This is a genomic window from Orbaceae bacterium BiB, assembly GCA_036251205.1.
GTDB classification, from domain to species: Bacteria; Pseudomonadota; Gammaproteobacteria; order Enterobacterales; family Orbaceae; genus Orbus; species Orbus mooreae.
The window spans coordinates 2,437,302-2,449,879 of the sequence record CP133958.1; the positions used below are offsets into that span (position 1 = coordinate 2,437,302).

At 37.6% G+C, this 12,578-nt stretch carries 14 protein-coding genes; 11 read left to right on the forward strand and 3 right to left on the reverse strand.

Going from position 1 to position 12,578, the window contains the following annotated elements; all coding sequences use genetic code 11:
- Nucleotides 1-182: 182 nt before the first annotated feature.
- The 11 genes from tssF (at nucleotide 183) to RHO11_11505 (ending at nucleotide 7,294) form a co-directional block, all read left to right on the forward strand.
- Nucleotides 183-1,946, forward strand: coding sequence for a type VI secretion system baseplate subunit TssF (tssF, locus tag RHO11_11455; GenBank protein ID WVD61088.1), 1,764 nt, complete (start codon nucleotides 183-185; stop codon nucleotides 1,944-1,946).
- On the forward strand, nucleotides 1,910-2,929 hold the full coding sequence (tssG, locus tag RHO11_11460) for a type VI secretion system baseplate subunit TssG (GenBank protein ID WVD61089.1): 1,020 nt from the start codon (nucleotides 1,910-1,912) through the stop codon (nucleotides 2,927-2,929). Before tssF ends, tssG begins: the two co-directional genes overlap by 37 nt.
- A 98-nt stretch (nucleotides 2,930-3,027) precedes the next feature.
- The gene (gene tssJ / locus RHO11_11465; protein ID WVD61090.1) at nucleotides 3,028-3,543 is read left to right on the forward strand and encodes a type VI secretion system lipoprotein TssJ; all 516 of its coding nucleotides are present in this window, start codon (nucleotides 3,028-3,030) and stop codon (nucleotides 3,541-3,543) included.
- Nucleotides 3,544-3,545: 2 nt separating this feature from the next.
- Nucleotides 3,546-3,968 (forward strand): type VI secretion system baseplate subunit TssE, encoded by a 423-nt coding sequence (tssE, locus tag RHO11_11470; protein WVD61091.1) that lies wholly within the window; start codon nucleotides 3,546-3,548, stop codon nucleotides 3,966-3,968.
- 62 nt (nucleotides 3,969-4,030) lie between these two features.
- Nucleotides 4,031-4,741: a hypothetical protein gene (locus RHO11_11475; GenBank protein ID WVD61092.1), complete on the forward strand. Its 711-nt coding sequence runs from the start codon at nucleotides 4,031-4,033 to the stop codon at nucleotides 4,739-4,741.
- Nucleotides 4,742-4,745: 4 nt separating this feature from the next.
- Nucleotides 4,746-5,213, forward strand: a complete 468-nt coding sequence (locus tag RHO11_11480) for a hypothetical protein (protein ID WVD61093.1) — start codon at nucleotides 4,746-4,748, stop codon at nucleotides 5,211-5,213.
- Between the two features lie 11 nt (nucleotides 5,214-5,224).
- Nucleotides 5,225-5,449 carry a hypothetical protein gene (locus tag RHO11_11485; protein WVD61094.1) on the forward strand — a complete coding sequence of 75 codons (225 nt, stop codon included), beginning with the start codon at nucleotides 5,225-5,227 and terminating at the stop codon, nucleotides 5,447-5,449.
- Nucleotides 5,450-5,481: 32 nt separating this feature from the next.
- Nucleotides 5,482-6,192: a hypothetical protein gene (locus tag RHO11_11490; GenBank protein WVD61095.1), complete on the forward strand. Its 711-nt coding sequence runs from the start codon at nucleotides 5,482-5,484 to the stop codon at nucleotides 6,190-6,192.
- 150 nt (nucleotides 6,193-6,342) lie between these two features.
- Nucleotides 6,343-6,615, forward strand: coding sequence for a PAAR domain-containing protein (locus RHO11_11495; protein ID WVD61096.1), 273 nt, complete (start codon nucleotides 6,343-6,345; stop codon nucleotides 6,613-6,615).
- Nucleotides 6,615-7,097, forward strand: a complete 483-nt coding sequence (locus RHO11_11500) for a hypothetical protein (protein WVD61097.1) — start codon at nucleotides 6,615-6,617, stop codon at nucleotides 7,095-7,097. Before RHO11_11495 ends, RHO11_11500 begins: the two co-directional genes overlap by 1 nt.
- A gap of 59 nt (nucleotides 7,098-7,156) precedes the next feature.
- Nucleotides 7,157-7,294: a hypothetical protein gene (locus RHO11_11505; protein WVD61098.1), complete on the forward strand. Its 138-nt coding sequence runs from the start codon at nucleotides 7,157-7,159 to the stop codon at nucleotides 7,292-7,294.
- 113 nt (nucleotides 7,295-7,407) lie between these two features.
- On the opposite strand, the gene RHO11_11510 is transcribed toward RHO11_11505, so the two are convergent.
- The 3 genes from RHO11_11510 to nrdB form a co-directional block, all read right to left on the reverse strand.
- Nucleotides 7,408-8,331 (reverse strand): AEC family transporter, encoded by a 924-nt coding sequence (locus RHO11_11510; protein ID WVD61099.1) that lies wholly within the window; start codon nucleotides 8,329-8,331, stop codon nucleotides 7,408-7,410.
- A gap of 87 nt (nucleotides 8,332-8,418) precedes the next feature.
- A complete protein-coding gene (gene glnD, locus RHO11_11515) occupies nucleotides 8,419-11,085 on the reverse strand; it encodes a bifunctional uridylyltransferase/uridylyl-removing protein GlnD (GenBank protein WVD61100.1) in 2,667 nt (888 codons plus the stop codon).
- A gap of 288 nt (nucleotides 11,086-11,373) precedes the next feature.
- Nucleotides 11,374-12,504 carry a class Ia ribonucleoside-diphosphate reductase subunit beta gene (nrdB, locus tag RHO11_11520; protein WVD61101.1) on the reverse strand — a complete coding sequence of 377 codons (1,131 nt, stop codon included), beginning with the start codon at nucleotides 12,502-12,504 and terminating at the stop codon, nucleotides 11,374-11,376.
- Nucleotides 12,505-12,578: the final 74 nt, after the last annotated feature.

The following is a 12,578-nucleotide window of genomic DNA, read 5'->3' on the forward strand; positions in this document are numbered from 1 at the left end:
GAGTTTGGTCACTTGATGGGTCGAGAGCAGTCCTATTAAGGACGTGCGGAATGTCCTTAATCGGTCGCAGGCAGTGGATAAATAGAGCGTATCCGCAGTCATCAACGACCGAAGAAGCACAGCACTAAAATAGACTAAAAACTAAATATACTAAATATTAAAAAACAAACATAGAGAAAACAATGGACGATTTAATTCAACGTTATTATGAAGCTGAAATGCGCTATTTACGTGAGGGCGGTAAAGAGTTTGCAAAAATCCATCCCGATCGCGCTGGTCAACTCAACTTAGATCGTGTTGGTGATCGTGATCCTTATGTTGAACGGCTATTTGAAGGCTTCGCGTTTCTCATGGGGCGCCTAAGACAGAAAATTGATGATGATCTGCCCGAATTAACCGAAAGTTTAGTCAGTTTACTATGGCCGCACTATTTACGTTTAATTCCATCGTTAACCATTGTCGAGCTGAAACCTGACTATTTGCAATTATCAAGACAAGAAGCCGTACCATCGGGACTGATGGTGCAGACTGAAGCGTTAGGCCCCGCTCGGACGCATTGTCAATATCGTACAACGCAGGATGTCACGCTAAGACCGATTGATATTACTCAAGCAAAATTAAATATTGCAGCGGATGGGCGTAGTATTATCACCTTGCGGTTAAGTTTTAGTGAGCTTGCTGACTTTGACCAGTTCGATTTGTCATCACTACGTCTCTATCTAAATGCTGATGGTCCGATTGCCAGTAACTTATATTATGCATTAACCCACCAAGTTGCTTCGATGCATTTACGTTACTCGAATAATGCGGAGAGTCGTTTATCTTTTAACGGCAAAATTACCCCAGTCGGTTTTGGTGCTGATGACCGATTATGGCTTAAACCGGATAATGCTTTCGCGGGTTATCAACTACTGCTCGAGTATTTTAGCTTCCGTGAAAAATTTATGTTTGTTGATTTACATGGGCTAGATATTAAAAGTGTACCGCAGCATTGCCGTTATATCGATATTGAATTGGTACTCAAACAGAGCTGGCCAACAGATATGCCATTTGATCATCACAACTTCTGTTTACACTGTGTTCCTGCTATCAACCTATTTGATTTAGAAGCAGATCCGATTGTCGTTAATCAGTTAGAGAGTGAATACTTACTTAGACCATTATTGCGTCAGGATGGTCATATTGAGATCTACTCTATTGAGAATGTTGAAGCGATTACCCGTAATGGCCGTTATAGTTATGTGCCATTTACTAGCTTTAAACATCGTGGTGGTATGTTACGTCATGATGCACCAGAACGTTATTACCATACACGAGTACGTAAAGCCGCTTCTGGTTTACATGACACCTGGCTAATTTTAGGTGGTAAAGTTTGGGATAAGCAAGAAAATCTTGAAAATGAAACTTTATCACTGCGAGTGACAGGTACCAATGGCATGTTACCGCGTAAAGCATTACGTAATGCACGTATCGATACGTTGGTGAGTTCTCAAGCTTATATCGCTAGCGTTAAAAATTTAGCTGCATTAACGCAACCATGTTATCCACCGACCGAAGACCGTTTTCATTGGCGCGTATTATCACACCTTGCACCAAACTATCTCTCATTAATGAATGCCGAAGTATTACGAGGAACCCTTGCATTATACGATTGGACGGATAATGAACTTAATCGTCGCCGTTTAGAGGGGATTATCGACGTCTCTCATCGCATGATTAAACGTATTGAAAAAGGTATGTTACAGCGTGGTATTGAAATTGAAGTAACGCTTAATACATACCAATTTACTGGGGAAGGCGATGTGATGTTATTTGGTGAGCTATTGCATCAATTTTTTGCCTTATATGCTGATGTGAATTTATTTACACAACTGATATTAGTACTTTTACCAACAGGGAAAAAAGTAACATGGAATTGCAGCAAGACATCACAACCACTCCTTTAATGAAGGAGCTTGAAGCCAAGCTGCCAAGAATGAATTTTTATCGTTTTTGTCAGCTGCTTGAGCAGATCGCTGATAATCAATTAATGGGTACGGGTGAGTCCCCGCTTGCTGATCCATTACGTTTTGCGCCATCGGCGGAAATGAGTTTCCCTGCTGGTGAATTGAAATGTATTGAACGAGAACCCTATTTAAATCGTCCAACGACGGTCAGAACTCGCTTTTTAGGGTTATATGGTGTTGATTCTGTGCTACCGCCAATTTTGCTTGATGATATTGTTAAACAAAAAGATGGCTATCAAGCGATGATGGATTTTTTAGATCTATTTAATCATCGAATTATTACTCAATTTTACCGTATTTGGCTCAAATATCATTACCCAGCGAGTTATATTAGTGGTGGTAAAGACGCTATTTCACAATGTTTACTTGGATTAACCGGGCTTGGTATAAAAGGTACCAGTGAACAAATTGGTACACCGTCATCGCGTTTTTTAGCGTTATTGGGTCTAGTCACACAACAAACTCGTACCGCAGAAGGGATTGCTGGTGTAATTAAAGTCATTGTTCCTGATTGTGATGTTGAGGTGGAGGAGTTTTACCCGGTATGGGTCAATGTGCCAGAACAAGCAAAACTGGGCGGTAAAGGTACACAATTGAGTGGTAATAGTGTTCTTGGCAAGCAGTTTATGGAGAGTAACCAAACAGTACTGGTGAAAATTAAGCCTCGAGATAGTCGAGTGATTGAACACCTGCTTCCTGATGGGCAGTTCCATGAAGATGTAATGACTTTGTTACGAGCTTACTTAGGCTATCAAATTGATGCACAGCTTGATTTACATATACCCGCTCGTTTCTTACCGAGAACCCAACTGGTGAGTAAAGGCGCTCGGCTTGGGCAAACGGCTAGCTTAATTTATGCCGAGAAAACGTTACATAAAGATGTTGTGGTGAATTTAGGTCGTTATTGTGGGATTGCAGCATAAATAGGATATTTCAGACACTCAATACTTGAATTTATCGTCGATTTTTTTACTATAATTATAGATTACAGCAAGATTATAACGAATAATAAGGATGTAAAATGAAAAAAATAGTAGCCATAGTTATGCTATGTAGTGCTTTTTTACTAACAGCTTGTGGTGCTGCACAATCGGTGTCAGAGGGGACAACAAGCGTAGCTAAAGCGATTTTTGTTTGGGATGTGCGTACGGTACATCTTGATTTTACAGCACGTGCTGAACTCAATGTTGATGATAGTGGCAAGTCATCACCTGTTGTGATTCGTCTGTATCAATTAAAAGATCCTAAATCTTTTGAATCAGCAGCTTACAATGATTTAGTCGAAGGTGATCAAGATACACTGGGTGAAGCATTATTGGCGACAAAAGAGATCGTGTTAAAGCCAAGTACATCAGTCTCTGTTGATACTCCATTTGATAAAAATGCTGAATATGTGGGTATTGTCGCTCTCTTTAAAGATCCTGATTTAAAACAGAATAACTGGCGAATTTTATTAAAACGTCGAGATCTCAATATCAACTCTGCTCGTGATATTACCGTTAATCAATCTATACTCGAACTGGTTACTGAGGACTAATTATGGGCGCTTCACTTTATGACACACTATTTGGCTTTTTTGAATCGGGTTCAATTGTGAGTGAAGCCGACGATAAAATGCAGACTATCATTAGTGTAAAAGATAATATTGGTCGTATTTTAAATAGTCGAGCGGGTTCGATTACTCATCTGCCTGATTATGGTTTGCCAGATATGGCTAATATCTATCAGGCTTTACCAACGTCGGCATATGGGCTGATGAGAGCAATGCAAAATACACTCCTAAAATATGAGCCACGTCTTTCTGCCGTTGAAATATCCTTACAAGAGAATGACGATACGATGGTATTAACCTATGAATTAACGTGTTATTTTAAAGAGGGGGGATTAGTTAAATATGGCACCTACTTTATGCCCGATGGTAAAGCAGAACTGAGCTACACACATAAAAAAGTGAGTTATTGATAAGGCTTATAAGTAAAATTAAGTCATGATCCAATCATTTATAAAGTGAAAGGGATTTGATTATGTTCAAATTAACTAAGTTATTAACAGTTGTTATGATCAGTTCAGCCTTATTTGGTTGTTATGACAAAGGTAAGTTAAAAACCATAATTCAAGATGGTTATGATAATGCGCGAGCCAATACCCAAGCTAAAGGGGATTTTTGCTATTATTTAGGTAGCGTCAAATTCCCCTATACTGATGAGCCGCTGTTAGAAGATGATATTCGATGGACTGTTTGGAATAAAGGTAAGTTAGCCAAAACATTACCACTGTTTACTGATATTGGACTATTAACTCGTGAGCCGGTTGCGGGTCAACCGGGGCTGTATCATTATGACCTTACTGAACTGGGACGTGAGTATCAACATATGTTTATCGATCTGAGAGATGTTGAGCCGATTTATAATAATGCCTTTTGTTATGGCATAATTAAACTGGATAAAGTCACTGATGTGGAGGAAAGAGAAGTCGGGGGGGGGAGTGGTAATGCCAATACTAAACGGACTGAAATCTATGTCGATTATAATTATCATGTACTAGATATTCCTGAATGGGCAACTAACTCACAAGATAAATTAAATGCACTGTATCCTCAAACGGAAGTTCGGTTAAATGGCAGAATATACCCTGCAACTCAAACTTTTTATAAGAGACGAGATGGTAATTTATACCAAGATTCATTGTCTTATCTCGTTATTCAGCCAGCGGGTAAGTTACTAGAGAGTGAATAATGTAATGACAAAATTAACAAAAATCTTCGTATTAGGGTTATTAACGAGTTTACTAGTAGGTTGTTATAACAAAGGTGAGTTAAAAACTAATATTCAAAATGAATATGACCGAGCGCGCGCTATGACTATAACTAAAGGCGATATCTGTCTGTATTTGGGTAGCGTAAAATTCCCCTATACTACTCAACCTATTTTGCCCGATGAGACTCAGTGGAGTATCTGGAATAAAGATGATTTATCAAAAACATTACCTCTTTTTGCTGAAATTGGTTTGCTTAAGCGGCAACCTGTTGAAGATAAACCCGATGTATATCGTTACGACTTAACCGAGTTAGGTCGTGAATATCAACACGCTTATCCTAAAGGCACCATTTATAATAACGCATTTTGCTATGGTATTAAACAGTTGATTGAAGTTACAGATGTGACGGAAAAAGAGCGCGGGGGGGGGGGCAAGGTAATGCTAGCGTAAAACGTACTGAAGTGGATGTGGATTTTACTTATCATTTACTTGAAGTGCCAGAATGGGTACTTAATAATAAAGAAAAATTAGCTGCGTTATATCCTAACTTTTTCTTAAAGGAAAATGGTGAATCTTATTTAGGATCGGCTACTTTAATTAAGAAAAGTGATGGTAGTCTTTATGATCAAGGTTCTATTGGATATGATGTTTTTCAACCTGCAGGAAAACTGCTAAATACTCCGTAAATATATCTAGACTAATGGTAGGGATAAATGTTGTGTTTAAATTAACTAAATTATTCACTTTTGTTGTGATAAGTTTTGCGTTATTTGGCTGCTATAACAAAGGCGAGCTAAAAACCAATATTCAAGATGGTTATGATAAGGCACGAGCCAATACCCAAGCTAAAGGGGATTTTTGTTATTATTTAGGCAGCGTCCAATTCCCCTATACAGATGAGCCGTTACTAGAAGATGATAGTCAATGGACTGTTTGGAATAAAGAGGATTTAGCCAAAACATTACCACTGTTTACTGATATTGGTTTATTAACTCGTGAACCGGTTGCAGGCCAACCAGGACTGTATCATTATGACCTTACTGAATTAGGGCAAGAGTATCAGCATCCATTTCCTAAGCAATATAGTAATGGCATCATTTATAACAATGCCTTTTGTTATGGCATTATTAAGCTGGATAACGTCACCGATGTAAAGGAAAGAGAAGTCGGGGGGGGAAGTGGTAATGCCAATACTAAACGGACTGAAATCTATGTTCGGTATGATTACCATGTTATTGATATTCCAGAGTGGGTAACTCATTCACAAAAGAAATTAGATGCCCTCTATCCTCAATTTACTGTTATGCAAACAGGTACTCGCTATTCTGATACCAAGACCTTTTATAAAGGGCGGGATGGTAGTTTATACCAAGATTCCTTATCTTATTTTCTTATTAAACAATCAGGTGAGTTACTAGAGAGTGAATGATGTAATGGCAACGTTAAAAAAATCTTCGCGTTAGGGCTATTAACGAGCCTATTGATAGGCTGTTATGATAAAGGTAAGTTAAAAACCATGATTCGAGAGAAATGTTACTAACGATCAAAACACAAAATATTAAAAGTAGGGAAATTGCTGATGGGAAAACTGCGTTGTGTTATTCGATTAGGGGATGCCACTAATCATGGGGGTAAAGTGATTTCGGCATCATCAACTACCATTGTGCGGGGCAAGCCAGTTGCGTGTCTGGGTGATATGGTGAGCTGCCCTCAAAAAGGTCATGGTGTAACCCCTATTATTGAAGGGGAGCCCACCTTTACGGATCAGGGGAAACCGGTGGCCCTTGATGGTCACCATGCTGGTTGCGGTTGCGCATTAATTTCGTCCTTATCTGATGTGGGTAAAGGTTAATGCCAGTTGATTTAAGCAAATTACCGCAATCATTGCTGCCTATAAAAAAATTTAGTTGGTGGTTTTGGGGTATTTTACTGTTAGTACTAATTGTCACTGGCAGCACAATAACTTTTATTATCAGCTTTTTTTATTCATTATCTGATCTACTATTAATACTTGGTACAATAGTTATTCCTGCCTGTTTGTGGATATTTAGTCTATTATACGGTATTTACTATCGCGGTTATCGTGAAGAATATATTAAACAGTGGAATATTCATCATGATAAAAGAAAACAGCAGCTAGTTGTTTATGCTAGAAGAGGGCTATATATATTATATCATTCTCTTATTACTGAATATGGTGAAGAAGGAAATGGGAATGGTGTTGCGAGTAATCACTATTCTATCATAACGAAACGTCATGCTAATGGCGATAATTCAATTTCTCATAGCGCTTTATCTTTACCTAATAATATCAAATGGTTATATTGGTTATAAAGTCTTAAAACCCGATTTTGAATAGCACCATTAAATAATAATGATTCGAGAGTGTGGCAATGTTCAAATTAACTAAATTATTCACTTTTGTTGTGATAAGTTCAGCCTTATTTGGCTGTTATAACAAAGGTGAGCTAAAAACTAATATTCAAGATGAACATGACTCGACACCTAAACGCTTATTTTTTACACTATAATCATACATTACAGCAAAAAAATAACGAATAATTATTTATATTTTTAGTGTTTTGGTATTAATTTGATTTTGAACCTGAAATATACTGAGTATACTCATCTTATTTCATCCGCATCAAAATGGCACTGGCGCCCCCACCAGCCACAATACAATCGGTAATGTAATTAAACTGACAATTGTACTAATTAAAGTTGCACTCGATACGAGTTGTGGCTTGGTATCAAATTGGACGGCAAGTAGCGTCGTATTGGCGGCACTAGGCATCGCTGCCAGCACGATTAAAATAGCTTTATACATATCATCGATCGGCATAAAGTAAACAATGGATAGTGCAACTAATGGCGAAATAACCATTCGAACTAAAAGCGCAACGGCTATTTTACTATACTCAAATTGAGCAATTTTTAATTTTGCTAACTGCATGCCGAGTATCAGCATAATAACAACAATTGATGAATCACCGATCATAGCGACTGAGTTTAATATTGATGGGCTTAGCGGAATTTGGCAGAGTTGAAAAATAATACCAAGTAAGGCACCGTAGGCGACAGGCATTCGGACTACTTTTAAGATCACTTCTTTTTGATTGACGACATCTTGGTTTCCACTCCCTTTGGCAGCGTAATAGATACCCACCGTGCTCATGACAAACTGCTGTAACACCATGGCGATAACGGCAAGATTGAAACCTAATTGACCGAAAAAGACCAGAATAACCGGTGTTCCGTAGTTACCATTATTCATAAAACAGGAACTTAAGATCATCGCACAACGGTCTTTATTGCTATATTTAGCAATGCGTGACCAGATCGAGATAATCACGACTAAACTTAAACAAAGACCAAAGATATAGAAAAAATAGTAGATATAATCAATGGTCAGCTCATGTGTGTAAAATGTCTTAAAGGCGAGAAATGGCGATAAGACATAAAGTGACATTTTTGATAAATTAGCAACATCAAATTTTAGTACTTTTTGCGAAATATAACCGACAATAAAAATACAAAAAATAGGAAATAGAATAATAAAAAATTGCATATTGATTCGACAAGCCGCTATTTAATCATGATAGTTATCCATTATATACAAGCTAACCATAAAGATTAACCGATATTGTCGATAATTTTATTTATCCATCTGGTCAATCGCCTCAATGATTACGTTTCTTAACTGCTGGCAGACCTGCTCATTCAGGGCTTGATTGCTTTTATCGGTTAAGATAAAAAGATCTTCAACATGTTCACCAATAGTCGCAATTTTTGCACTGCGTAAGGAGAGGTCGAGATTAGAAAAGACTTCACCGACACAAGCCAGTAAACCTGGTCTATCTAAAGCGATGAGCTCCATATAAGTTGTTCGGTCACTGAGTGTTGATAAAAAATTGACCTGTGTTGGTACCGAAAAATGACGAATTTTCGATGATAGTTGTCTGATTTTCGTCCGCTCATAGTGTGTTTTTTTCAGTGCGGCTTCAAGTCCTTCTTTGATATCTTGATGGCGGTTGAGTGGAATTAGATCACCATTTGGCTCAAGTACAATAAAGGTATCTAACGCAAACTCTTTTTTATTCGTAATGATCAGCGCATCATGAATAGATAAGTTTCTTTTACTCAGTTCATTACTGACTGTTGCAAAAAGGTAAGGTCTATCCGAGCAATAAATACAAATCTCGGTTCCACCATGAAACGGATATTGGTTGATAAAAGCGACAGGCTCAGTCAAATTCTGTTTTAGTAAATTATTCGCATGCCAAACAATCTGTTCAGTGGTATATCGTAAAAAATAGTCAAAGCGATAGTCTTGCCAAAAAAGTAGTATCTCTTCTTCAAGATGGCCTTGCTCTGTAAGGATCTTTAAGGCCTCTTTTTTATGCTCTCTCGCAATACTACGTTGCTGAGGAATTTGATGGGCCCCCAGATCGAGTACGCGTTTAGTGAGAAAATAGAGCTCACGCATCAAACTCTGTTTCCAGCTATTCCAAAGCGTTTCATTGGTTGCGCAAACGTCAGCAACCGTTAAACATAATAGATATTTTAATCGTGTTTTGGTTTTTACTTGTCTAGCAAACTCACGGATAACTGCGGGATCTTGGAGATCTCGATTCTGCGCCGTAACTGACATCAGTAAGTGTGCCTGGACTAACCAACTGACTAACGCTATATCACTTTTTTCAATATCATGGAGCTCACAAAACGCTTTTACAAGCTCTGCACCCAGTTCAGAATGATCACCCGATTTACCTTTCGCGATATCATGATAGAGTGCGGCAATAATTAATAACTCGGGTTTAGGGAGCTTAGCATAAACTTTAGAACTATTTGGATGCTTATTTTGGCCTGACTCGTTGGCAAAGTCAGCAATTTCAAGCAACAGGCGGATAGTGTGTTCATCGACAGTATAGGCATGAAACAGATCAAACTGCATCATCCCCACAATACGTTTCCAACCAAGTATATAGATACTTAATATGCCAAATTTATGCATCGGAATAAGTGCTTTTTTAATCGCATCAGGATGTTTGATGATCGCTAAAAAGTGTTCTCTGGCTTTGGGATGATCACAAAGTAAACCGGTAAATTTTCGTCTTGCCGAACGTAATTGGCGGATCGTATTAGAATAGATGCCAATAATTTGTGGATTCAACAGCATAGTATGAAAAAGCTGGAGAATCATTGTGGGATCTTGCGTAAAAAGCTGATTATCTTTTACATCAATCAATTTATCACGAACTTGAAAATAGTCATCAATATCATAGGCTTTATTTTGCGGATTAATGGTAAGGATCGCCTCTTCAAATAGTTGTAATAACATTTGATTAAGTTCGGTAATGTTGTGTACGACCCGATAATAATCACGCATCATTTTCTCGACAGGGCGGTTTCCCTCTCCTTGATAGCCAAGTAAATGCGCGATACTTAATTGCCGATCAAATAGTAACCGATTATCATAACGCGTGATGACCGTATGCAGGGCAAAGCGCATTTTCCATAAAAAGCGTCGACAGTTTTTTATCTCTTCAATCTCTTCTGCTGTTAAATAGTTAAACTGAGCGATCTCTTTGAGAGAAATTCCGCCAAAATGCCGCAATGCTATCCATTGAATCATCTGTATATCCCGTAATCCTCCGGGACTATTTTTGATATCGGGTTCTAAATTATAGCTGGTGCTATGGTACTGTTTATGACGTTGCTGCTGTTCAGCGACCTTAGCTTGATAAAACTGTTTTGATGTCCATATTTTATCGGCAAAAATATCATGACGTAGATCATTAAGCAGCGTTTCACTACCAATAATTAAACGTGATTCAATCAGATTGGTCATAATCGTGATATCAGACGCCGCCTCTTGTAAGCACTGTTTTAATGTTCTAACACTATGACCGACATCAAGATGCAAATCCCAGAGCAATCGAAGTAGCTCGCTGATTTGGTTTTCATAAGCCGTTGGTAGGGCTGAGTCACTTAAAACCAGAATATCAATATCTGATAAAGGGTGTAGCTCTGATCTTCCGTAGCCACCCACCGCAATTAAGGCAATTCGGTTATGTTTTAATAAAGATGTTGTCTGTTTAGGGATTTTATAGAATTGCCATAATCGATTGAGTAATTCATCAATAAATTTAGCACGTGTTAAGACGAGTACCTCAATATCGGTACCACTTTCAAATTGTGTTACTGACCACTGATAGAACCGTTCTAATTGATTTTTAAGGTAGCCGAGCGTGAGTTGCTCATCAGTAAAATCAAGTGGTGATGTGGGTAACGCAATTTCAGAAGGGGTCGTTGAATTCATGATTTGAATACTCTACACGAAAATATGATCATCCTCGCTTTAAAAGTGAGCGCTGTCAATGGACAAATCATTTTTTGGATAAAAAAAAAGGGTCTATAAAATAGGCCCAAAATTTAAGCAGAAAGGAATATAACTTTGAAATACGAATAATACCATAAAAAATTTTACCGTTCTTCAAAGTTGCCTAGCTAGATTACCATTGCTTTTTAATTTATGCAATTAAACAGTAAAGAAACCTAAAGATTTATTAATGTCAATAAACGCTTTAATCATTTTTTTTATAATTAATTATAAGGTAAAATTGCTTAAATCATCTTCATTAATTTCTGAATCAATTTGACCAACTAAATAAGAACTCATCTCGGCTTCTTGTGGTGCAACTTGTACATTATCTGATACCAACCAGTTATTAATCCATGGAATTGGATTTGATTTTGTTTCAAATGGCAGCTTTAATCCAACAGCTTGCATACGAATATTGGTAATATACTCGATATATTGGCACAAAATTTCTTTATTTAATCCAATCATTGAACCATTAGAGAACAAGTAATCAGCCCACTCTTTTTCTTGGTTTGCCGCTTTTAAAAATAGGGCATAAGATTCACCTTCACACTCAGCTGCTATTTCAGCCATTTCGGGATCATCTTCACCATGGCGCAAAGTATTTATCATAAATTGCGTTCCCGTTAAATGCAGAGCTTCATCACGCGCAATCAGTTTAATAATTTTGGCATTACCTTCCATTAGTTCGCGCTCAGCAAAAGCAAATGAACAAGCAAAACTGACATAAAAGCGAATAGCTTCTAAGGCATTAACGCTCATTAAGCAAAGATACAGTTTTTTCTTTAATGTTCGACGATCGATTTTAATCGTCTTACCATTCACATCATGATGACCTTCACCCAGTAAATTGTAATAACTCGAGTACTCAATTAAATCATCATAGTAACCCGCGATATCGGTTGCCCGTTTTTTGATCTCTTCATTTGTGACAATATCATCAAAAACGATAGAAGGGTCATTAACAATATTACGAATAATATGAGTGTAAGAACGTGAATGAATGGTTTCAGAAAAAGACCACGTTTCAACCCATGTCTCGAGCTCAGGAATCGAGATCAGTGGTAGTAACGCGATATTTGGGCTACGTCCTTGGATTGAATCTAACAGTGTTTGGTATTTTAGATTACTGATGAAAATATGTTTTTCATGTTCCGGTAATGCCGCATAATCAATTCGATCTTGCGATATATCCACTTCTTCTGGACGCCAAAAAAATGATAGTTGTTTTTCGATTAATTTTTCAAACATCTCATATTTTTGTTGATCATAACGAGCCACATTAACGGGCTGGCCTAAAAACATGGGCTCTTTGAGCTGATCATTATGTACTTGAGAAAAAATGGTATAACTCATGATAGGGTCCTTGATGATTTAATTTTTGTTTTAACCAGATTATTGGTTATATATTACTGTCTATTTTGGTTAGA